Here is a 22,972-nt window from a genome sequence, read left to right on the forward strand (position 1 = left end):
TCACTATCTGTAATCTCTCATTCTTCGAGAACAGCTACCGCTTTTGAAAAATGCTTCGCTGGACTCTCCAGAATTTTTTAGTTGCGAGGCTAACACATTTTATTAGCTAACCTTGCCACTTATGTTCCATTACCTTTCTCGAGATAAAAAAAGGGCTATCCTACTTAAGTAGGATAGCCCTTTTGCTATTCAAGTCAGTGAATTTAAGCCGCATGAAGAAGTAAACAACAAGTTGAAGTCACAACAACTTCGCGGTCAAGGGGGCGTCCCCCTTGCGGGTGCAGGGCAGAGCCCTTGCCCGTGGGAGACTCTTCAAAGAGGCGCCCGAGGCACCACCTGTGCCGTCTCTACCAGCTCATGCGCATTTTTGCGCCCATGGCGGACATCTGGCGCTTGAGTTCAGGAATGGTGTATTCACCATAATGAACGATTGATGCGATGAGCGCTGCAGTTGCTTTACCTTTGGTCACGGCATCGTACATATGCTGTGGATTCCCAGCACCGCCGGAGGCGATGATAGGGATATTTACGGCTTCTGCAATGGTGCGGGTAAGATTCAGTTCGTAACCGTCTTTCGTTCCGTCTGCATCGATGGAGTTCACGCAAATTTCGCCTGCACCAAGTGCTTCAGCGGTTTTTGCCCATTCAACCGCATCCATATTCATGTGCTTTCTACCACCATGAATAACGATTTCATAGCCGGACGGGATATCTGCGGTTACCGGAACCTGCTTTACATCCATACCGAGTACAATTGCCTGATTTCCGAAACGAGCTGCGCCTTCACTGATGATATCAGGATTTTTAACAGCACCGGAGTTAACGGAAACCTTCTCTGCACCAGCGTTAAGGGCATCACGCATATCCTGTACGGAATTGATGCCACCGCCTACGGAAAACGGTATAAAGATAGTTGATGCAACATTTTCTACAACATCAAGAAAAATACCACGTCCTTCATGAGACGCTGTAATATCGTAGAACACGATTTCATCGGCACCCTCTTCGTAGTACTTTTTGGCAGTTTCTACGGGATCACCGATATCGACGTTACCTTTAAATTTAACACCCTTAGTCAATCTTCCATCGCGTACGTCAAGGCACGGGATAATACGTTTACTTAGCATTAGCGGCCTCCTCGCAGTAATTGTAGAAGTTTTTGATCAGGCGAAGCCCTGCACGGCCACTTTTCTCCGGATGGAACTGAACAGCCCACAAGCCGGGACCACCGTGTATGGAACAAAACTCATATCCATATTGTGTCGTTGCAATCACGTACTCAGGGTCTGGCTCAGGGAAGTATGAATGCACAAAGTAAAATTCATCTTCATCGCTAATGCCTTTAAGCAACTCGCATGGTTTATGCTGAGTAATCTTATTCCAACCCATATGGGGAACACGAATCGGATCACCGTTCACGTCCTTCCATTCTTCATTAAATAGATTACATTGACCCGGGATAATGCCAAGTGTCTTGGTATTACCTTCCTGGCTGTAATCAAGCATGATCTGGCAACCAACACAGATACCGAGCAACGGTTTTCCCTGCTCAATGGCATCACGAAGTACAGCCTCAAGGCCGGAAGCTACTAATTCTTCCATTGCCTGACCGGCAGCACCGACACCAGGGAAAATAATTCCATGAGCCGCCAACACTTCATCTGGGTTTGCTGTAATTTTATTTGGGATACCGAGATGGTCAAGCGCACGCTTTACACTTGTCTGGTTCCCCGCTTTGTACTCAAGAATCGCGAGCATGTGAGCGGCCTCCTTATGTAGTATGATGGTCTTCTACGCTGTTTTAATTGCAGGATACAGCTGTAGTTTACAATGAATCAGCTTCGGAGTAACAGGCGGATACGAGAAGAGCAAGTATTTAGGGCACAGCTTGCATTACATTGCACGGCAGGCTATATTTTATCCCAAGAAAAATTTTTTTTATTTGCTTTTTAATTTCCGTTAACGTAAGACACGGAGATTTCTGGCGAGGGCACGAGATTCAATCCGCTCCTTGTCTTTTACAGGTTGACGGTAATCTCGGATTCTTACGTCATTAATCTTTGCGGGGAATTCTTTCCCGCTATTTTTGTGCCCGACAGTATTTTCTGTCTTCACCGAGAAGGTGCAACCTTATACAACCAGAGATTTTTGCCACCATGCCAAAAAGGACAGATTTAAAGCGCATTATGGTTATTGGCTCCGGACCAATTGTTATTGGTCAGGCGTGTGAGTTTGACTACTCCGGAACTCAGGCTGTTAAAGCCTTGAAAGAAGAAGGGTACGAGGTTGTGTTGGTTAACTCCAACCCAGCTACTATTATGACCGACCCTGAGCTTGCCGACCGGACGTATATTGAGCCAATTGAACCTGCAACGGTTGCTGAGATTATTCGAAAAGAGCGACCTTGTGCTCTTCTGCCCACACTTGGCGGTCAGACCGGCTTGAACACTGCGCTTGCAGTGGCAGAGTCCGGCGTACTTGAAGAGTGTGGCGTTGAACTTATCGGGGCAACCAAGTCAGTTATTGAAAAAGCGGAAAGCCGCGAGCTTTTCCGTGAAGCAATGGCAAACATCGGCCTCAGCGTACCCGCTTCTGACATTGCAAGAAGCATGGACGACGTGCGTCGAATCGGCGAAGAAATGAACTTCCCGATTATTATCCGCCCTGCATTTACCATGGGTGGTAAAGGCGGCGGTATTGCCTACAACATGGAAGATCTGGAGACTATTGCCTCACAGGGTCTTGCAGCATCTATTCAGTCAGAATTGCTTCTTGAGCAGTCCATTATCGGCTGGAAAGAGTACGAAATGGAAGTTATGCGTGATAAAGCAGACAACTGCGTTATCATTTGTTCCATTGAAAACCTTGACCCGATGGGCGTGCACACCGGTGACTCCATCACAGTAGCACCAGCACAGACACTCTCTGATGTTGAATACCAGAAAATGCGTGATGCTTCTATCGCCATCATGCGTGAAATTGGTGTTGAAACTGGCGGTTCAAACGTACAGTTCGGTGTAAACCCTAAGAACGGCGACCTCGTGGTTATCGAAATGAACCCGCGTGTTTCCCGATCTTCCGCTCTTGCATCTAAAGCCACCGGCTTCCCTATTGCTAAAATTGCAGCAAAGCTTGCAGTGGGATACACTCTTGATGAGATCCCTAACGATATTACCCGCGAGACAATGGCTTCCTTTGAACCGACCATTGACTACTGCGTAACCAAGCTTCCTCGCTTTACTTTTGAAAAATTCCCGGGTGCGAAAGACGAACTGAACACCGCGATGAAGAGTGTCGGTGAAGCTATGTCTATCGGACGTACCTTCAAAGAATCCTTCCAGAAAGGCATGCGCTCTCTTGAAGTTGGTGTTGCTGGATTTGGTAGCAATTACCGTGAAAAACTTCCTGAACTGGAAGACATCATGGGCTTGCTGCGTACACCAAACTCCAAACGCGTTTTCGCTCTGCGCCACGCATTCCTTCTTGGTATGACCATTGAAGAAATGCACGAAATCACCCACATCGACCCTTGGTTTCTCCACCAGTTGAAAGACATCATTACAATGGAAGAAGAGATTAAAGATTTTGGTCTTGCCAACTCTCTTGCTCCTGAAAATGATGAGCTCTACCCGCTGATGAAACGTGCTAAAGAGTACGGTTTCTCTGACCGTCAGCTTGCAGAAATGTGGAAGCAGCCGGAAACAGCAATCCGCCAGCTGCGTAAAGAACTCGGACTCGAAGCTGTGTACTACCTTGTAGACACCTGTGCTTCCGAATTTGAGGCATATACCCCGTACTACTACTCAACCTACGAAACAGGAAACGAGATAGAAGTTGCGGACAAGAAAAAAGTAATCATCCTCGGCGGTGGTCCTAACCGTATCGGTCAGGGCATCGAGTTTGACTACTGCTGCTGTCATGCATCCTTTGCACTGCGCGACATGGACGTACAGTCCATTATGGTAAACTCAAACCCTGAAACAGTTTCTACTGACTACGATACGTCTGACCGCCTCTATTTTGAGCCGCTCACCTTCGAAGATGTTATGAACATTGTAGAACTGGAAAAACCGGATGGAGTGATCATCCAGTTCGGCGGACAGACCCCGCTGAACCTTGCTGTGCCATTATTACGCGCCGGCGTGCCTATTCTTGGCACTCATCCGGACTCCATTGACCGCGCAGAAGACCGCGAACGCTTCCAGGCACTTATCAAAAAGCTTGACCTCAGGCAGCCTGCAAACGCGACCGTTATGTCTTTGGAAGAAGCTCGCAAAGCAGCCAAGACCATCACATACCCACTTGTTGTCCGTCCTTCATACGTACTTGGCGGACGCGCAATGGAAATTGTATTTGATGAAGAGCAGCTTGCTGAATACTTTGGAAAATATGTTCCAAACAACCTTGAGCACCCCATTCTCTTAGACAAGTTCCTTGAGAACGCGACCGAGGTTGACGTGGATGCCATCAGTGATGGTAGCGAAGTATATGTTGCCGGTATCATGGAACACATTGAAGAAGCAGGTATCCACTCCGGTGACTCCGCATGTGTTCTCCCTCCGCATACTCTGCCCGCAGAAATTGTAGGTGAAATTCGCAGACAGACCATCGAACTCGCTAAAGAGCTTCGTGTTATCGGCCTTATGAACATTCAGTTTGCGGTAAAAGATGCACAGGTATTCATTCTTGAAGTGAACCCTCGTGCGTCCCGAACCGCTCCGTTTGTATCTAAAGCAACCGGCGTACCGTTGCCGCGTCTGGCTACTCAGGTTATGATGGGTGAAAAACTTACCGATATCGACCCTTGGTCCATGCGCAAACATGGCTATGTTTCTGTTAAAGAATCTGTGTTCCCATTCTCCCGCTTCCCTGGTGTTGATATCCTTCTCGGACCTGAAATGCGTTCGACCGGTGAAGTAATGGGGATTGCAAAAACAGTTGATGAAGCGTTCATGAAAGGACAGGTTGCCTCAGGACAAGTATTGCCTCAGGAAGGCAAAGTCTTCATCTCAGTTAACGACAGCGACAAACCATACATTCTGGATGTTGCAAAACGTTTTGTTGATCTTGGATTCGAGGTACTCGCAACCTCAGGTTCCGCTAAGCTGTTTATAGAAAACGGCATTCCGGCAACCAGAGTTGCAAAAGTTTACGAAGGGCGACCAAACATAGTTGACTTTATAAAGAATGGTGAAGTAGCTCTGCTCTTGAACACGGCTTCTGGTAAACGCACTGTGCAGGATTCCAAGTCCATTAGACAGGAAGCACTGATTTATGGAGTGCCTTACTCCACAACAGTTTCCGGAGCTCGTGCTATATCTATGGCCATAGCAGAACAAAGAAATTGCGAACTGACAGTTCAAAGTTTGCAGGAATACTACGCTGGAGAATAATTCTCCGTAAAAGGCTGGAAGGGATGCCATGAAACGTGAATATTGTGGTGTGTTCGGGATCTATAATCACGAAGAGGCAGCCCGCCTTACTTACTTTGGCCTCTATGCTCAACAGCATAGAGGACAGGAAAGTGCCGGTATCGTAACATGGGACGGCACCAAGCTTCGTGAAGAGCGTGGCATGGGACTTGTTCCCGAAGTGTTTAATGAAGAGCACCTCGGCAGAGAACTGAAGGGCAACATCGGCATGGGACATATCCGGTATTCAACTACCGGTGGCTCATTCCTGAGAAACGCTCAGCCATTTATGGTTCAGTACAAAGATCTGGAGCTTGCCATTGCGCACAACGGAAACCTTGTAAACACTATGGAACTGCGCGCTCAACTTGAAGAGAGCGGTTCTATTTTTCAGACCACAATTGACAGTGAAGTTATTGTGCATCTGATTGTTAAACATCTGCGCACAAAACCGCTTGAAGAAGCGGTACTTGCTGCTTGCAAAGAAGCCCAGGGGTCTTACTCGCTTTTGCTTATGGTTAACAATAAGCTTATTGCTGTACGTGACCCACACGGTATTCGCCCATTAGTACTTGGACGTCTCGGAGATGCTCATGTAATCGCCTCAGAAACTTGCGCATTCGATCTGCTTGAAGCAGAACTCGTGCGTGACGTAGAGCCGGGAGAAATGATCGTGATTGACGGAAACTCTATTGAGTCCTACAAAATGGACGTAACAGTAGAGAAAAAACGTCATTGTATCTTTGAGCTTGTATACTTCTCCCGCCCTGACTCCCTTGTCTTCGGCGAGAATGTATATAACTGTCGTAAAGAAATGGGACGCCAGCTCGCGCTGGAATCACATGTTGACGCTGATTTTGTCATGCCGTTCCCCGATTCCGGTATTTACTGTGCAGTTGGTTATGCACAGGAATCCGGATTACCCTACGAGCATGCAATGATTCGAAACCACTATGTGGGACGAACATTTATTCAGCCTTCACAAGATATGCGAGATTTTAGCACCCGTGTTAAAATCAACCCTGTAAAAAGCCTTATTGAAGGTAAGCGCATTGTCATCGTGGACGACTCCGTAGTTCGCGGTACCACAATTCGCTCCCGTGTTAAAAAGCTGCGGGAACTCGGCGCAAAGGAAATTCATTTCAGAGTGAGTTGTCCGCCAATTAAATTCCCGTGTTTCTACGGCATCAACTTCTCCTCCAAAGGAGAACTCATTGCTGCCAATAATTCTGTAGAGGAGATCGAAAAATTCATCGGTCTGGACAGCCTTCATTATCTTTCCATTGAAGGTCTGCTCAAATCGGTTTCATCTCCTGATGATTACTGTCTTGCATGTTTTAACGGGGATTATGCAATCCCTTGTCCAAGCGGTAATTGCGGGTCATGCAACTGCTAGTTGCGGACACGCTGGAGCTTACTAAATAATGAATAAGTGTATTTGCACACCTGCTGGCGACTGGCTGGCGAAAGGCCGTCAAGCCATCCAGATCGAAATAGAAGGTCTGGAAACCGTTAAGACGAACCTTGATGAGTCTTTTGTCCGCGCAGTTGAACTGCTTGCAAAATGCAAAGGCCGAGTTATTATCACCGGTCTTGGCAAATCCGGCCTTGTCGGCCGCAAGCTCGCAGCAACCCTGTCTTCCACAGGGACTGCCTCTTTCTACCTGCATCCTGTTGAAGGCGCCCACGGTGACCTCGGCATGATCCGTGAGGAAGACGTTGTGGTGTCCATATCCAACTCCGGAGAAACTGACGAGCTTAACGCAGTTCTTCCGGCAATGCGCTCCCTTGGAGCATCTGTGATTTCTTTAACTGGCGGCACTGAATCCACTATGGCGCGGCTTTCAGATATTGTCATCAATACCGGCGTACCCAAAGAAGCCTGCCCGCTTGATCTTGCTCCAACAAGTTCAACCACTGCCACAATTGCTATCGGCGATGCCCTTGCAGCGTGCTTGATTGAAGCAAAAGCATTTACCGCGGCAGACTTTAAACGCTACCACCCGGGTGGTGCGTTGGGCCAACGTCTGACCATGCCCATCGATGCATTGATTCTTCGCGAATCTGATCCTGTAGTAGTACAGGAGACACCGCTTTCCGATGCATTGCGTGTTATGGATAGAGGGCGTCTCGGAACCGTCGTATTTACTGACGATAAAGGCTGTCTTACAGGCATCCTCACTGATGGCGACCTGCGCCGCCTTATCTGTAAAGGTACACTCGACATGGAGCAGCCTTCTTCTCAAGTTATGATCAAGGAGCCCTACAGAGCTCAAAAAGGCTCATCAGTAGCAGAACTTCTTGATTTTATGGAAGAAAAAGAAATAACTGTTCTACCAGTGGTAGAAGAGAACGGAACTCTCTGCGGCATCGTGCACATGCACGACCTGCTCGGCAAAGGGCGCGTTAAATTCAGTAGATAGCAAAGCTTCTCAGTCTATATACTACCCAAAAAGGCGACATGAAAATGTCGCCTTTTTTTATGTTAACCACGTAACACTCTAACCTCACACGAAGTCACTGTCTGCTCTTACGCGGAGGAAGCTTAATACGACGTCATCTCACAGGTTTCGATAATAAAAAGGCTGTCCTGCATAACGAGGACAGCCTTTTCCATTTAACAAAACAAGTACGGCAGGTACGCCGCGAGGCGATAAGACCGCCTACAGGGTTACTTTTCAGCTCCCTTGAATGATTCAACGAGCTCTACGGCTTCTTCGTTCCCTAAATAACGTTTGAGGGTACGCAACGGTGTTTCAGAAAGATCAATCATGAGGAACGCATCAAGACTACCAAACGCGGTATCAACATGGAAGGCACCGATTTTTCCAGCAAGACGCAAGTAGTGCTTAAAGAGAATCGGCATTGTCCGACCATCTTCCATATCCCGTACAAGCCCGTTGAGGCCTGTAAAGCTAAGGTCTGCTATGTTAAATGCAGCAGGAATCCCTTTGGGAAGCTTCAGCTTAGGAGCTTTCTTACCGGCGACAAGGGTAGCAAGCTCTGTATCAATATGGTGCTCTTTAAGGTAGTTTACAGCCGTCACAAGCGTAAAAGGATTGAACTCAAGAGGCAAACTGCATGGCCCGAATAAATAACGGGTGCCGGGCCGACGCAAGATGTACTGCCCAATGCCTTTCCAAAGCAACATCAACGGGCTGTAATCTTTCTGGTACTCTGGATGCACGATAGCGCGCCCTAACTCTACTGCGTGCTCAAAACGGGTAAAGAACTCCGGTTTGAACTTAAACAATGTACTGCAGTACATGCCTTTAATGCCGCTTCTAGGAACAATTTTATCTGTACAACCAAGACGGTATGCACCGGCGATACATTCCTTTTTGTCATCCCATAAAATAAGATGGTCGTATTCGTAATCATAGGTATCGAGATCAAGATCAAGCCCGGTACCTTCGCCTACAGGGCGGAAAGTTAATTCGCGCAGGCGACCAAGATCGTGCAACATGTTCGGAATTTGAAATGCTTGTGCTTCGAATACGGTAAACCCGTTCTCTTTTGCAAGAATCTGCTCTTCCGGCAGATTATCAATTTCTCTCAGGAGTGACTCGTGCGGGCGTGCTCCTGCAATCTCCATTTGATCTTTTTCTTTTTTGAACGGAATAAAGAACTTTTTAGCTGATGGACGCTTGGCTAGAGAGTAACTACGGACACGCAGGTAGTTCATCACATCATCTTCTGTTGCGAAAGTTTTCAACATGTTTGACGGTATGATGTTTCCGACGCTGTAGGTAATTTTTTTATTTCGTTTGTTATACAGTTGCGCAGGGAGCAATGCTGTGCGGGCGAGTGGATGCACCATGCCCATCATATTAAAGAACAGGCTGTTCCGTCCGTGGAAATACAATGGCAGGACATCGGCGCCTGTTTTACGAATAATTCGCGCAACGCTTCTATTCCAGGCAGGATCTACAATGCCGCCCATTTTAGGCTGAAGGTGGGAAACTTCTCCTGCAGGGAACACAACAAGGCTTCCGCCTTCAGAAACATGAGAAATAGCTTGGCGAAGCCCGCGAATATTTGCTCGTCGTGCCTCTTTTGTTTCAAACGGATTTACTTCGATCATGCATGGACGCAATTCCGGCATGATTCCGAGCATAAAATTCGCAAGATACTTACATTCAGGACGCAACGGCATAATTTCTGCCATAAGCGCAAGTCCTTCAATACCACCAAAAGGATGGTTAGAAACAATTACAAGCGGCTTATCTAGCGGCATATCGCGCAGCCCTCTGCCAAGAGCTTCAACTTGCACATTTAAAATTTCCAACCCATTCTGGCAAAATTCGAGCGGGCTTTCTCGTCTAGAGATGCTGTCGTACACATTGAATAACCCGTCAACACGAGTCATGTGCATCAATGGCTTTTTGATTGGTGCAAGCACCTTCTTAACTTTAGGCGGAATAAAATCTAGATTGAGATTTCTCTCTTCACTCCGTCTCATCATGGCCAACCTCTCAGGGCTAAATTCACTTACTACATTTTATGATTTATGAATGTAACTTCATCATACACTATATTTTCAAGCAATATAGCAAAATAGTTACGCCTGTGTTTCAGTCAAGTATCGATTTTTGAATAAAAAATCGACTAAAAAACCGTAATTCCAATCTATTACAACTTTGGCAAAAAAACTTGCCCTTGAACGTCGTAAACACAATTGTGTTGTGTGCGCGGATCCCACTGTCATCATGCACGTCCACTCAATCACATAATTAACATTTTTGTTATTTAGCTTTTCTTACACAATACCCTTTATGATTATTTTTTTACATAATTGTCAAAATGCTCATTTTTCGGGTTGCAGTTCTAACATTTTTGTCATACACAATAAGCAACGTACAACAGCATTTTTTATAAGCACCTGATTTTACTACACTGGCATCATCTGTGCTTTATATTTATCAAAAGAAGAATGCAGATGCCTCACAAGGCGTGTACCATTTTATATTGCGCGAATCTGTTTAAAGGAGAGATTTTCATGAGTGGATCTTTAGCAAGACTTAAAGCCATTTCGGCAGTAAACAACACAACTTCAACAAGCAAGCCTTTAAACTTCATTGAAGAAAAGCCAACAGAGCTGTTCGGCTGCAACGTGTTCAATGACAAGGTCATGCAAGAACACCTTCCTAAGGCTGTTTACAAATCTCTCAAGCGCACAATCGAAAATGGCGAGCAGATGGACCCTTCTATTGCAGATGCAGTTGCTTCTGCAATGAAAGAATGGGCTCTCTCCCGAGGTGCGACACATTACACACACGTATTTTACCCGCTGACCGGCCTTACCGCTGAAAAGCACGACAGTTTTCTTGAACCTGACGGACGCGGTGGTGCAATTGCCCAGTTCTCAGGCTCTACCCTTATTCAGGGTGAACCGGATGCATCCAGCTTCCCGAACGGTGGCCTGCGTACTACCTTCGAAGCTCGTGGTTACACCGCATGGGATCTTACAAACCCTGCATACCTCTTAGAAAACGACAACGGCGTTTTCCTGTGTATCCCGACCGCATTCGTTGCATGGACCGGTGAAGCGCTTGATAAAAAGACCCCGCTTCTCCGCTCTAATCAGGCAGTCCACACACAGGCCAGCCGCCTGCTCAAACTGCTTGGTCATAACAATTTTGACCGTATTCAGAACTACGCTGGCGTTGAACAGGAATACTTCCTCGTTGACCGCAACTTCTACTTCGCCCGTCCAGACCTCTACCTTTCCGGCCGTACCCTTTTCGGTGCGAAACCAGCGAAAGGTCAGGAACAGGATGACCACTACTTCGGCACTATTCCGAAACGTGTTCTCGCTTTCATGATTGAAGCAGAACGCGAACTTTACAAACTTGGTGTACCGGTAAAAACCCGTCACAACGAAGTTGCTCCCGGCCAGTACGAAATTGCTCCAATGTTTGAGAATTCCAACCTCGCAAACGATCACAACCAGATGATCATGAGCGTAATGAAAAGCGTTGCAAAACGTTATGGTATGGCGTGCCTCATGCACGAAAAACCATTCGCAGGCATCAACGGCTCCGGTAAACACCTTAACTACTCTATCGGTAACGGCCAGTTCGGCAGCCTCTTCGATCCAGGCGAAACTCCGCATGAAAACGCTCAGTTCCTGCTCTTCTGTGCTGCTATGATCCGTGCAGTACATAAGCATGGCGAATTACTCCGCTGTAGCGTTGCATGTGCAAGCAACGACCACCGCCTTGGTGCCAACGAAGCACCTCCAGCAATCATGTCCATCTACCTTGGACAGCAGCTTGCTGAAATTTTTGAACAGATCAAAAAAGGTGATGTAGCTACCTCTAAAGCAAAAGGCATCCTGCGTGTTGGTGTAGACACCCTGCCTCCTCTTCCAATGGATGCTGGAGACCGTAACCGCACAAGCCCGTTTGCTTTCACCGGTAACCGTTTTGAATTCCGCGCAGTTGGTTCCAGCCAGTCTATTGCTGGAGCACAGCTTGTACTGAACACCATGCTCTCTGACTCTCTGAAATACATTTCTGACCGTCTCGAAGCACTCATGACCAGCGAAAACTGCGAACTTAACGACGCCGTAACAAAAGTTATTCAGGAAATCGTTAAAAAACACGGCAACGCAGTATTCAACGGCGACGGATACTCTGAAGAATGGGCTAAAGAAGCTGAAGAACGTGGTCTTGCGAACCTTCGCACTACCCCAGAAGCACTTCCAGCACTTAACAGTGAATCCAGCGTAACCCTGTTTGAAGAATTTGGCGTTCTTTCAAAACGGGAACTCGATAGCCGCACATCCATTTTCTTTGAACAGTACATTAATACTATTCAGACTGAAATTGAACTGGCTATCAAAATGGCTCGCACCTCTATTCTCCCTGCAGCAGTTCGTTACCAGACAGAACTCGCAAAGAACTGCCTGAACATGAAGGAACTTGGTCTCGGCTGCATTCAGGGCCCACTGACCAAACTTACTGAAAATCTGAATGGTCTTGAATCTGCGGCAGACGAACTTGAAGCAATGCTTGCAAAAGGACATTCCGATGAACAGGAGCACGCTCGCTTCCTGTGCAACGAAGTACTCCCAGTAATGTTAGAGCTTCGCGAATATGCAGATAAACTGGAAGATGTCGTAGCAGATGACCTCTGGCCGCTGCCAACTTACCAGGAAATGCTGTTCATTAAATAGCTGTCTCCACCATATAGCCTCCACTTAGGCAAAGTTGCTCCCCTGTTTTTAACGAAACAGGGGAGTTTTTTTTACATTAAAAAAAATTAATTCTGGAAAAAAAACTTTTTATGTGACATTTTTGTCAACAAGGATACTTTTATCTTCTTGCTATTCACTTGGATGCTGTTTAATGATGCGCCCGTGAATAACAGGGATGAGCCTTAAAAAAAATCACTTTTAAGAACACTCAATTGTATCCCTTCAAAATTGTATGAGTTTTAGGAGCAGGCCAATCATTCCTGTCACCCATATTAGCAGACTTGCCTTTTTGGGAGGTACTTCATGATGGAAGAATATACTGTGTTTAATTGCAAAAACGGGGACGATGTTGTCCGCGCAGTAAAAGAACACCATGTTAGTTTTATTCAGTTTTGGTTTGTAGATATTTTGGGCACGCTCAAAAGCTTCCAAGTGACGCCTAAAGAACTGGAAGCCGCTTTTGAAGAAGGAATGGGGTTTGACGGTTCTTCAATTCTCGGTTTTACCCGCATTGAAGAGTCCGACATGGTAGCATATCCGGATGCAACCACATTCCAGATTTGTTCATGGCGTCCGACCGAGCGCCCTGTTGCGCGAATGTTCTGCGACATCAAAAATCCGGACGGCACTCCGTATGAAGGCGACCCGCGCTACATTCTGCGTAAGCTCATCGAAAAAGCAGCACAAAAAGGGTACACCTACTACGTAGGACCGGAACTCGAATTCTTTCTCCTTACAGACTCAAAGACCCCACAGCCGATTGATTCCGGTGGCTACTTTGACGCACCACCTCTCGATATGGGGAATGATATCCGCCGCGAAATCATTTTTGCTCTAGAAAAAATGGGTGTTGATGTTGAATACTCTCACCATGAGGTTGCACCATCACAGCACGAAATTGACCTTCGCTACTCAGAAGCACTCAAAATGGCCGATATCGCAATGACGTATAAAGTCATTGTAAAAGAAATCGCCCGAAAGCATGGCTGCTACGCGACCTTTATGCCTAAGCCGCTTTTCGGCGAAAACGGCTCCGGCATGCATGTGCACCAGTCATTGTTTAAAAATGGTAAAAACGCATTTTTCGATGCGAATGATCCACACAGCCTTTCTGCTGAAGCCCGCAGTTACATTGCCGGTCTGCTGACGCACGCCAAGGAATATACCTGCATCACAAACCAGTGGGTAAACTCCTACAAGCGTTTATTACCGGGATTTGAAGCACCTGTGTATATTGCATGGGCACAGTGCAACCGCTCCGCGTTAATCCGCGTTCCTATGTATAAACCTGGCAAAGAGCAGGCAACACGTATTGAACTGCGTAGCCCTGACCCTGCAGCAAACCCTTACCTCTGTTTTGCGGCAACCCTTGGTGCTGGTCTCGAAGGTATTGAAAACGGATACGAGCTTCCAGCAGCGGTTGAGGAAAACATTTTTGCGATGGAAACTGAAGACCTCACAGCAAAGGGTATCGAGTCTCTTCCCGGCTCACTCCACGAAGCGGCTGAACTGTTGGAAGGTTCCGAACTCATGAAAAACATCCTTGGTGAGCACATGCACTCCAACATTGTGAATAACAAGCGCATTGAATGGGACGAATACCGTACCCATGTCTCTGAGTTTGAACTTCGCAAATATCTTCCTATTCTGTAATCACAGACGTACGATACAAAAAAGCGTAGCCAAGGCACTATTGCCTTGGCTACGCTAAAAAAACTTGCAGTCTCAATACGCTAAAGGCAATCTAACTGCCGCGCTACATGCGTCTTCCCCCATCCCGATCATACCGACTACCAAACCTGCTGTGGCTACCATGCCCACCATGCATTCCGAAAAAGTTACATACTGAATCCCACATAGACGTTGAATTACACTTAGCCTGATCGGTCAATCGGAACATATGCTGTCCATGCCGTCCGTACTGATCATGGTATACATTGTGCTGTGCGTACTGATTATTCATCATTGGCATCTGGCGATTTGAATTGTTTGCAGCAAATGCAAAAGAACCTGTCAAAACCATCATTACCGCTATAATCGCAATAAATTTTTTATTCATACGTAACTCCTGCAGTATTAGTTTTATATATCTTCATAAAGCAACCCACATGCCAAGAGTCATAAGATCCTATTTTGACTACTATAAATTAGTATTCAAGAATCAACCCGCGCTTATCCTGTAAAAAAAGCATACGCTTCTTTGCGAGCATTATATCTTTACTGTGTAAATTTTATTCATGCGTTCAATTTTCATACACCTTGTTTAGCGCCATGTTCAAGAAGGCACTATCATCCCGAAACACTGACCACTTGCCCGTAACAGGTAAGGGTGCTAGGGCAACACAAGAATCGTTAATAATTCATGGAGCATGTATGATAGAATACGTAGTTAGTGCCTGTCTCGCAGGCTGTCATTGTAGATACGACGGAAAACACACTGCGAACGAGCAGGTGCAGCAACTCATTCGAGAAGGACGTGCAATGCCAGTATGCCCTGAACAACTGGGAGGCTTTTCTACCCCGCGCATGCCGTTTGAATTAAAAGAAGGCCGTGCCATTTCGAAGGATGGAGAAGATATTACGGAAAAGATGCAGCACGGTGTGGAAGAAGCAACCAATCTCGTCAAACTGGCTGGATGCACTAAAGCTATTTTAAAATCCCGTTCTCCGTCTTGCGGTGTCGGCATTATTTATGATGGTTCATTTTCGGGAGTGAAAATCGAAGGAAACGGGCTCTTCGCCGCACGGATGCTTTCAATGGGGTTGAAGGTTACTTGTACAGATTAACTTGTGCAGTTATGTAGCCTGCACATTATTCGCACAGGTGCACATGTGCAGATATTGCACATATAGAGTTGCACATGTGAGGGTTCAATCGTCCAGAATTTGCACATGTTTTTATTCACATTTAAAACGATGCAAGTAACTATCTTATTTTAAAAGATTATTATATTTGGCACGCTGTATGCTTATACAAATTCAAACAGCATAGAGAACGCAAGCAACATTGCAAACAGAGCTTGCTTCTTACAGCATTGTGGCAGATGCAAATAAGATAGCAATACATACTCCTCGTTAAAAAAACGTATTGAAATTCAGTCCCCCCCTTACACCCCGGGGCAGACTGAACGCCTCTAGCAAAGGCACTCTGCTGTATCCCCCACACTGATACAGCTTAAGGTAAGAAAAAGGAGATGGTTCATACCTCCTCACCATTTCCATCAGGTCCCAACGGGGGTTGGTCACTCGACCCCCGCTTACTGAGCAACTAACAGTTCTTACTGTTTTTATATATAACAACAAGCATAGACACTCATACTAACCCACGTTAAGTTTCCTCCTTTAGCAAGGCCTCTTCTGCTCCCCGGCATCTGTCGGGGAGCACTTTTTTTATGCAGGATACAAACCCGAGAAGCACCTGCCAGTGCCCCAATATAATCATGAATTATAAAACGTTTCTTCGCCTTTGCTTTTCATAATATTATTAGCCCATTGTAAAAATTGAGCTGGAACCATTAGTATTACAGCCCAGAGTAATCATAGAAGCTATAAAAAATGGCTGTGTACCATACAAAAATGGAACAGAATCTTTATTACATGATGCACTCAACCCACGACCATAAGATAGAGCTGCTCAAAACTCTTTCTTCGCTTAATAAGCAGTACGCGGGCATACTACGGCGCAAACCACCAGGGGAAGACAGGTGGTCACCCATTATGGTTCTTGAACATATAGTTCTTGCAGAACGCTCACTTCTTGGCGGGCTACCGGAACCCGAAGATATGGAGCTTCTGCACAGAACCTTTGCTCATAAAATCTCGTACGCGATCACATCGTATGTTTTTAACCTGCAACTACTGTTACCCGTACCAGAGTTAGCTATGTACCCTAAAGGTGAGTACGATATTTATGAATTAACAGACATGTGGGATGAAAACCATGCATGGCTTCGTTCATTCATTACTGAAGCACCACGGGAATGCCTTTCTGAAAATTACTTCAGGCATCAAATTGCCGGGCCTATGAACATTGAACAGGTCATGGGATTGAATCTTGCCCATATTGTGATGCATGAATTTCAACTTTCGCACATTTTTATGGAGTTAAATGTTGAAACTTCGCATCTGCCCTATGAATCTTCAGTATGACAAATCTACGCAAAGTGCTTCACAATCAACTCACGTAAAAAAAGCTCTGCTTCCTTGGAAGCAGAGCTTTTTTTACGCACTATGTCGTTAGGGCTACACAAAAATCACATAAAGCCATGTCAAAAGATTAGCGACAACAGCAACCCCAACAGCAGCAGAACCTGCGTCTTTTGCGCGTTTTATAAATTCGTTTTTCTCGGGCATCACTAAATCTGCAATATTTTCAATCGCGGAATTGCATAACTCAAAAGCACAGACTATAAGCCACATGCCGGTCAGCAACAGCGCATATGGAAATCCGAAGAAGAACCACGCAACAATCAGTATTACTGGAACAAGCGCAACTTCTTGTTTGAATGCAATTTCAGAACGATACGTGGAAACAAGCCCTTGTATCGAATATCCTGTTGCTTGAAAAAAGTGCGCAACACCTGTTACAATTGATTTTTTTATCGGCACGGTGCCCCCTGTCCGGTATAATATACGCATTTTTTATGCAGCATTACAAAACTATTATGGTAACATAACCTGCACTGTACTAAGACATACGATCAAAATATCAATAAGTTTCAAAAAGTTGTCGATATCCATACAACTTTCAATTTACGTTTTACTAAAAATACATACTGTTTGTGCCCAGAATGTGCAAACGGCTACACACAAGGCTAGATATGGCAAAGGTATCACCGAAGAAAGCAATCAGACGATTTTGTCTCACATGTCAGGGAGGCTCTTCCAAGCGGGTAGAAGAGTGTGAGGACAACTCATGCCTGTTCTTCAACCATCGTCTTGGAACTGAACCGGAAAAACCTCAACGCAGCTCAGTACAACAAATCCGGCAATACTGTCTTATGTGTTCCGACAACAACCGGACGGAAGTACGTTCTTGTAGTGCCAGAGAACATTGCGACCTGTGGTCATTCCGTTTTGGATGTACTCCAAAAACATGGACTCGCGTTAAACAACGGGTCAATCAGCCACGCAAGCTACTCTTACCAGGTCTTAGTTAACAAACACTCCCCCCTCTCCTCCAATAATGGAGTCGGGGGAGTATCTTTTATCTATACAGAGTCTCGTAACTGTATCCCCACCACAGATTGGTCATACGCAGCAAGCACATCCTGTTCCCGTAATGTACCTACTAGCTTTCCGTCATTACCCACCACTGGTAATTGCGATATGCTGAACGCCGCCATTCGGTGTAACGCCCCCAACACCACATCTTCGCCCCGGACAGTTTGAATACAGGTTGTTGCGATGTCTTTTGCAATAAGCAGATTGTCCAGATATTCGTCAGCAAGAACACTCCGCAAATCACGAAATGAAATAATGCCGCTCAGTTCACCATTTTTATCCACAAGATACAAATATGGTGCATTTTTTCTTTGAAATGTTTCAAAAACCTGCTTTAACGTTGCACCTTCATACAACATGTCGGGTTGCGTATGCATCAAGTCCTTTACCTTATACTTTTTCAAAATATTCTGCTCCATTCCCCCCCGAAGATCGACACCTCTGCGAAGCAATTTCATCGTATATATTGACCCGGGACTAATGGCAGACGCTAAAAATGTGCTTATGATGCATGTAAGCATCAACGGTAAAATAATATGGTAATTGCTGGTAAGCTCAAAAATAATGAGAATCGCTGTAATCGGGGCATAGGTAGTTCCAGCAACAAGCCCTCCCATGGCTACCAGAGCAAAAATACCGGGTGAAGGAATTACTGCTGGAAAAACATAATGCACAGCAAAGCCGAATGCACCACCAATCATTGCACCAATAAAAAGAGAAGGCGCAAATATACCACCGCTGCCACCGCTGCTGATTGTTAATGACGTTGCAAAAATCTTTAAAAATGCGAGGATAAGCATCGTTCCCCATGCCATCTTATCCATAAGGCTCAGGTTTATCGCACCATACCCTACGCCCATAATTTCTGGAAAAAGCAATAAGATCCCACCGATGCATAAACCACCTAATGCAGCTTTTAAAATCGGGGGGATGGGTATCAGATCGGCCAAGTCTTCCATTTTGTACAAGGTAACGACAAAGAGAACCGCCATTAAGGCAGAGAGGACACCAAGAATTGGAAACAATCCCAGTTCCCATAGTGATCCGATCTTGTACACGGGCGAAATAAATGCAGGAAAGTCTCCAAAGTAATAGCGGGAAATAGCTGTAGCAGTAACGCTTGAAAGAACAACTGGCGAAAAAGCCGCAAATCCGAAGTCACCAAGCAGTATTTCCAAGGCAAAAAGAATTCCTGCAATAGGTGCATTAAACGTAGCAGCAATCCCCGCAGCAGCACCGCACCCGACAAGAGTTCGCTGATTCGTTCTATTAACCTTCAAAAATTGCCCGATTGTAGAACCTATGCCGGAACCAATCTGTACGATAGGCCCTTCCCTCCCAACGGAACCTCCCGAACCGATACAAATAGCCGAGGCTGCAATCTTAACAACAGCAACACGTTTCCGGATCACGCCGTCACGTAAGGCAATAGCCTCCATGACTTCCGGAACACCATGTCCTTTTGCTTCCGGTGCCCCTTTAGACGTAAGGAAACCAACAACCGCTCCCCCGATAGTAGGAGGGAGCACAATGGCATACCACGGAAGCGTATTGTAAAACGTTAAAAAATCCGTGCTGTTTTGATAAAAGACAACTTGCACAGCATCAATGGCATACCGAAACACCACTGACCCATATCCCGCCAGCACGCCGACGCCAAGTGCCAGCAAAAGCATAGGCGTATGCATGTTAATCCTCGACGAGACTGCAAGCCAGTTATGGGAATCGCATACATTCTGCTGCGGCATACCTTTCCTCCAGTGCTGTAAATAGAAATTAGGCAATCATAACAAAAAGATAGTACCGCATCCAGACATTAAGCTTTCTTCTCTGTATAAGAAGCGTCATGCAAAGGCATACTTTTCAGAAAGCACAAACGATAGCAGACACTGTCGCGGTCTTACCCCCTTATTACCCCCGCTCATGTCCTTCTGTTCTCTTTAAAGAGGAGCGCTATCATCTGCATGTAATTTACAAACAAAACAAGATAGTTATGCTTTTACCTACACCTTCCACATCTTTTCCTTGTCGAGTTTTTGCCTTGCATTTGATGATTTCAATGAGTAACACAAGATACAGACGCCCGACGTCTATTATTGTCCGTTCGCACTCTGAAAAGAGTGCCCTACATAATCTTCAATGATCACTTGCCAGAGGAATACATGGCGTTTTCTACTCCTGAATGGGATTTAGTCCTCTTCAAACTCATCAACATGCAATGGCGTACAGAGATTCTTGATGTTCTCATGCCTATTTTTTCAAATCGCATGTTGGTATGGGTTGTCACCATCCCTCTTGTTTTGCTCACCGGGATAAAAACTAAAAAATGGCGGCAACTTCTTATTGGCCTAGCTATGATTGGCATAGTTGTCGGCATTACGGATTTAGGAACAAACATCATCAAAAATGCAGCAGGTCGCGTTCGCCCAAAAAATGCTATCGCGCAGGCAAACTACTACAACTACAAAAAAAGTGAGTGGCTTCAGCAGCCTGCCGACTTTGTACAAACAGACACCCGGGGGTCATCGTTTGTTTCTGCACATGCTGCAAACTCAATAGCTTCAGTAGTTATTGCAATGTTTCTTTGGCCTAAACTTAGATCTTTTTTATGGTTACTCCCTCTATTAGTTGGGTATTCCCGAGTATACCTTGCAAAGCATTACCCAATGGATGTACTTGGCGGTTGGATTTTCGGCTTATGCCTCAGTTACATGCTATGGAAAACAGTTCTGTATAGGCTGGCTCCATTATGGGAAAAAAACTCGCAGTCACCAATCAAGTAATCAGACATAAAAAAAGGGTGGAGTTACGTAACTCCACCCTTTTTCTATTCGTATATTTATGACGTACACGGTATCGCTAGAAAGCCTTCTCATCCCCGAGCATCAGAACAAACTCCTCGGCAGCAACCGGTTTTGAGAATAAAAAGCCCTGTGCTTCTTCACACTGGTGATTTTGCAGAAAAACAAGTTGCTCATCTGTCTCAACACCTTCCGCAACAACGTGCAGCTTCATTTGTTTTGCCATAGAAAGAATTGCCGACACAATATTTCCGTCATTTTCATCTTCTGGGATGCCGTCAATAAATGTTCGGTCAATTTTCAAAATATCAATCGGGAAAATTTTCAAATAGTACAGAGAGGAGTACCCAGTTCCAAAATCATCAATGACTATCTTTACACCAAGTTCAGCCAATTCACGGAGAATCTGAGCAGTTTTTTCGAGATTCTTCATCATGATTGTTTCAGTGATTTCAAGTTCAAGCTTGACCGGATTAATGCCTGATTCTTCAATAGCACTGCTTACGGTATCATATAAGTCTTCAGTAAACTGCACCGCTGAAATGTTAACGGATATCGTTAAATCAGGATTCCCCATCTCATGCCATGCATGCATTTGCCTACAGGCATCAATCAGCACCTGCCCGCCGAGCTCACGAACAAGGCCTGTCTCTTCTGCAACCGGAATAAACTCTGCAGGATTACCGACGCTGCCGTCAGGACGAATCCAACGAACCAGAGCTTCAGCACCAACAATGTCCCCACTCTGCACATCAAAACGTGGCTGAAAATATGGTATAAACTCATGGCGTTCAAGCCCTTCACGAATCAAGCGCTCAAGCTTAAGCCGTTCTTTCACCTGCTCAAGCATACAACGGTCAAAGCGCATCCAGCTGGACCGTTTCTGCTCTTTAGCGCGGTACATGGCAATGTCGCTACGGGTCAGCAACGTATTCGCATCGTGCCCGTCATCCGGGTAACACGTAATACCGATAGTCACAGACAAATGAAGTTTGTGTAATGCTACATAGAACGGCTGCTGAAAAACTTCATTCAGCTTCTCAGCATGGTTGGAAATAACACCTTCTTCTATGACATCCGGAAGCAATACAAGGAATTCATCTCCGCCGACTCTGGCAACCTTACCGGTTGTTCCGACTATGTCTTTCAAACGGATAGCAACAAGTTTAAGAAGTTCATCACCAAGATCATGCCCAAGACTGTCATTAATTCGTTTAAAATTATCAAGATCTATAAAAAGAAGGCAAAATCTTGTAGTTCCGGAATCCTGTTCAAGAACTTCACGCAAAAAATTTACTATATAAAGGCGGTTCGGAAGCGTTGTCAGTTCATCATGAAAAGCTTGATGTGCAACAATTTCTTTTTGCGCTTTAAGTTCTGTAATATTATAGAGCACACCCAGCGTATGAACTTTTCCTTCATGTCCGTTCGTAAACGAACTACGGTATAGCACATAATAGGAAATACGTTTGTCTGCACCTACGTATGTAATTTCGCAATCGCCGCTATTGTTGTTTTCAAATACATTGCTACAAAACGCATCGGCACAGGTCGTATTTGCCGCAAGCAAATCTGAAATACGTGCACCGAGCACTTCGCTTTTATCAAGCTGGAGCATGTCACAAAAGGCTTTGTTGCAATCAATACAGACAGCATTTTTATCACTGATATATAAAGGGCTGGGAATTGCTTCAACAAGGTTGTTTACAAAACTACTATTTGACCGCAATAATTGTTGATAACGAACAAGCTGGTCATTAGTTGACCGCAATTCGTGAGAATGATCTTCTAGACGGGATTCAAGTAACGCATGGTATTGGCTGCGTTCAAGTAAAAAGCTCGCTCGCTCCAAGCATTTTTTAACAGCATGATCAAGTACTCCATGATCAATTATCGGCTTTGTAATGAATTCCCAGGCACCTTTTTTTAATGCCCGGACAGCTTCATCAACAAGGTTAACGCCGGAAATAACAATTACCGGTACATATGGCGCTGTTTTCTTTACGTGCTCTACAACTGCAAGCCCACCTGTATCCGGCATCAGCAAATCAACCATTACTATATCAGGTTGATTTTGTGAGAAAAGTTTAATCCCTTCTGTACCATTACAGGCTTGCGTTACAAAAAATCCGCTGTCTTCGAAGTAAACCGAAATATTACGGCGCAACATTGTATCATCATCTATAATTAATAGATGCAGTGTATCCCCTTGCATGCGTTCCAACCCTCTTTCTCTTACGCGATGTGTAAACGGATAGAGCAACCTTCGCTGTAAAACTATAAATATATACAGAACAATCGTACGAAAGATATTTCGAACATATTACATGGATTAC

The 22,972-nt window shown here is 45.3% G+C and carries 16 protein-coding genes; 9 read left to right on the forward strand and 7 right to left on the reverse strand.

Annotated features, from left to right (window positions below):
- Positions 1-347: 347 nt before the first annotated feature.
- Entirely contained in the window at positions 348-1,127 is a 780-nt protein-coding gene (gene hisF / locus F461_RS0109700) for an imidazole glycerol phosphate synthase subunit HisF (protein ID WP_020000960.1), read from the reverse strand.
- Complete coding sequence (gene hisH / locus F461_RS0109705; RefSeq protein ID WP_020000961.1) at positions 1,117-1,758, reverse strand: imidazole glycerol phosphate synthase subunit HisH; 642 nt, start codon at positions 1,756-1,758, stop codon at positions 1,117-1,119. Before hisH ends, hisF begins: the two co-directional genes overlap by 11 nt.
- Positions 1,759-2,156: 398 nt before the next feature.
- Between hisH and carB the strand changes: the two genes are divergently transcribed.
- From carB to F461_RS0109720, 3 genes are read left to right on the forward strand one after another with little or no spacing between them, the layout of a single operon-like run.
- Positions 2,157-5,393: a carbamoyl-phosphate synthase large subunit gene (gene carB / locus F461_RS0109710; RefSeq protein WP_020000962.1), complete on the forward strand. Its 3,237-nt coding sequence runs from the start codon at positions 2,157-2,159 to the stop codon at positions 5,391-5,393.
- Positions 5,394-5,421: 28 nt separating this feature from the next.
- Positions 5,422-6,807: an amidophosphoribosyltransferase gene (purF, locus tag F461_RS0109715; protein WP_020000963.1), complete on the forward strand. Its 1,386-nt coding sequence runs from the start codon at positions 5,422-5,424 to the stop codon at positions 6,805-6,807.
- A 28-nt stretch (positions 6,808-6,835) separates the two neighbouring features.
- The gene (locus F461_RS0109720) at positions 6,836-7,834 is read left to right on the forward strand and encodes a KpsF/GutQ family sugar-phosphate isomerase (RefSeq protein WP_020000964.1); all 999 of its coding nucleotides are present in this window, start codon (positions 6,836-6,838) and stop codon (positions 7,832-7,834) included.
- 248 nt (positions 7,835-8,082) lie between these two features.
- Here F461_RS0109720 and F461_RS0109725 read toward each other — a convergent pair whose 3' ends face one another.
- On the reverse strand, positions 8,083-9,876 hold the full coding sequence (locus F461_RS0109725; RefSeq protein WP_020000965.1) for a bifunctional lysophospholipid acyltransferase family protein/GNAT family N-acetyltransferase: 1,794 nt from the start codon (positions 9,874-9,876) through the stop codon (positions 8,083-8,085).
- A gap of 534 nt (positions 9,877-10,410) precedes the next feature.
- Between F461_RS0109725 and F461_RS0109730 the strand changes: the two genes are divergently transcribed.
- Both F461_RS0109730 and F461_RS0109735 read left to right on the forward strand, forming a co-directional pair.
- Positions 10,411-12,591: a glutamine synthetase III family protein gene (locus tag F461_RS0109730; RefSeq protein WP_020000966.1), complete on the forward strand. Its 2,181-nt coding sequence runs from the start codon at positions 10,411-10,413 to the stop codon at positions 12,589-12,591.
- Positions 12,592-12,915: 324 nt separating this feature from the next.
- Positions 12,916-14,265: a glutamine synthetase family protein gene (locus F461_RS0109735; protein WP_020000967.1), complete on the forward strand. Its 1,350-nt coding sequence runs from the start codon at positions 12,916-12,918 to the stop codon at positions 14,263-14,265.
- A gap of 103 nt (positions 14,266-14,368) precedes the next feature.
- On the opposite strand, the gene F461_RS0109740 is transcribed toward F461_RS0109735, so the two are convergent.
- Positions 14,369-14,671, reverse strand: a complete 303-nt coding sequence (locus F461_RS0109740; RefSeq protein ID WP_020000968.1) for a hypothetical protein — start codon at positions 14,669-14,671, stop codon at positions 14,369-14,371.
- Between the two features lie 314 nt (positions 14,672-14,985).
- On the opposite strand from F461_RS0109740, the gene F461_RS0109745 reads away from it, so the two are divergent.
- Together F461_RS0109745 and F461_RS0109750 are read left to right on the forward strand one after the other, a co-directional pair.
- Positions 14,986-15,399: a 2-thiouracil desulfurase family protein gene (locus F461_RS0109745; RefSeq protein ID WP_020000969.1), complete on the forward strand. Its 414-nt coding sequence runs from the start codon at positions 14,986-14,988 to the stop codon at positions 15,397-15,399.
- 768 nt (positions 15,400-16,167) lie between these two features.
- Positions 16,168-16,761 (forward strand): DinB family protein, encoded by a 594-nt coding sequence (locus tag F461_RS0109750; RefSeq protein ID WP_073021048.1) that lies wholly within the window; start codon positions 16,168-16,170, stop codon positions 16,759-16,761.
- Between the two features lie 93 nt (positions 16,762-16,854).
- Here the strand turns inward: F461_RS0109750 and F461_RS0109755 are convergent, their stop codons facing one another.
- Positions 16,855-17,220: a diacylglycerol kinase gene (locus F461_RS0109755; RefSeq protein WP_020000971.1), complete on the reverse strand. Its 366-nt coding sequence runs from the start codon at positions 17,218-17,220 to the stop codon at positions 16,855-16,857.
- A gap of 212 nt (positions 17,221-17,432) precedes the next feature.
- Between F461_RS0109755 and F461_RS19195 the strand changes: the two genes are divergently transcribed.
- Entirely contained in the window at positions 17,433-17,771 is a 339-nt protein-coding gene (locus F461_RS19195) for a hypothetical protein (RefSeq protein ID WP_073021050.1), read from the forward strand.
- 51 nt (positions 17,772-17,822) lie between these two features.
- Here F461_RS19195 and F461_RS0109760 read toward each other — a convergent pair whose 3' ends face one another.
- Positions 17,823-19,583, reverse strand: a complete 1,761-nt coding sequence (locus tag F461_RS0109760) for a chloride channel protein (RefSeq protein ID WP_020000972.1) — start codon at positions 19,581-19,583, stop codon at positions 17,823-17,825.
- A 414-nt stretch (positions 19,584-19,997) separates the two neighbouring features.
- On the opposite strand from F461_RS0109760, the gene F461_RS17620 reads away from it, so the two are divergent.
- Entirely contained in the window at positions 19,998-20,618 is a 621-nt protein-coding gene (locus tag F461_RS17620; protein ID WP_020000973.1) for a phosphatase PAP2 family protein, read from the forward strand.
- 76 nt (positions 20,619-20,694) lie between these two features.
- Here the strand turns inward: F461_RS17620 and F461_RS17625 are convergent, their stop codons facing one another.
- Positions 20,695-22,851 carry a GGDEF/EAL-containing response regulator gene (locus tag F461_RS17625; protein WP_020000974.1) on the reverse strand — a complete coding sequence of 719 codons (2,157 nt, stop codon included), beginning with the start codon at positions 22,849-22,851 and terminating at the stop codon, positions 20,695-20,697.
- Positions 22,852-22,972: the final 121 nt, after the last annotated feature.

This window comes from Halodesulfovibrio aestuarii DSM 17919 = ATCC 29578, from assembly GCF_000384815.1.
Classification (GTDB): domain Bacteria; phylum Desulfobacterota; class Desulfovibrionia; order Desulfovibrionales; family Desulfovibrionaceae; genus Halodesulfovibrio; species Halodesulfovibrio aestuarii.

Coding starts and splice junctions, on each gene's coding strand:
- hisF (WP_020000960.1), bottom strand. CDS start 1,127: ATGCTAAGTAAACGTATTATCCCGTGCCTTGACGTACGCGATGGAAGA.
- hisH (WP_020000961.1), bottom strand. CDS start 1,758: ATGCTCGCGATTCTTGAGTACAAAGCGGGGAACCAGACAAGTGTAAAG.
- carB (WP_020000962.1), top strand. CDS start 2,157: ATGCCAAAAAGGACAGATTTAAAGCGCATTATGGTTATTGGCTCCGGA.
- purF (WP_020000963.1), top strand. CDS start 5,422: ATGAAACGTGAATATTGTGGTGTGTTCGGGATCTATAATCACGAAGAG.
- F461_RS0109720 (WP_020000964.1), top strand. CDS start 6,836: ATGAATAAGTGTATTTGCACACCTGCTGGCGACTGGCTGGCGAAAGGC.
- F461_RS0109725 (WP_020000965.1), bottom strand. CDS start 9,876: ATGATGAGACGGAGTGAAGAGAGAAATCTCAATCTAGATTTTATTCCG.
- F461_RS0109730 (WP_020000966.1), top strand. CDS start 10,411: ATGAGTGGATCTTTAGCAAGACTTAAAGCCATTTCGGCAGTAAACAAC.
- F461_RS0109735 (WP_020000967.1), top strand. CDS start 12,916: ATGATGGAAGAATATACTGTGTTTAATTGCAAAAACGGGGACGATGTT.
- F461_RS0109740 (WP_020000968.1), bottom strand. CDS start 14,671: ATGAATAAAAAATTTATTGCGATTATAGCGGTAATGATGGTTTTGACA.
- F461_RS0109745 (WP_020000969.1), top strand. CDS start 14,986: ATGATAGAATACGTAGTTAGTGCCTGTCTCGCAGGCTGTCATTGTAGA.
- F461_RS0109750 (WP_073021048.1), top strand. CDS start 16,168: ATGGCTGTGTACCATACAAAAATGGAACAGAATCTTTATTACATGATG.
- F461_RS19195 (WP_073021050.1), top strand. CDS start 17,433: ATGGCAAAGGTATCACCGAAGAAAGCAATCAGACGATTTTGTCTCACA.
- F461_RS0109760 (WP_020000972.1), bottom strand. CDS start 19,583: ATGCCGCAGCAGAATGTATGCGATTCCCATAACTGGCTTGCAGTCTCG.
- F461_RS17620 (WP_020000973.1), top strand. CDS start 19,998: ATGGCGTTTTCTACTCCTGAATGGGATTTAGTCCTCTTCAAACTCATC.
- F461_RS17625 (WP_020000974.1), bottom strand. CDS start 22,851: ATGCAAGGGGATACACTGCATCTATTAATTATAGATGATGATACAATG.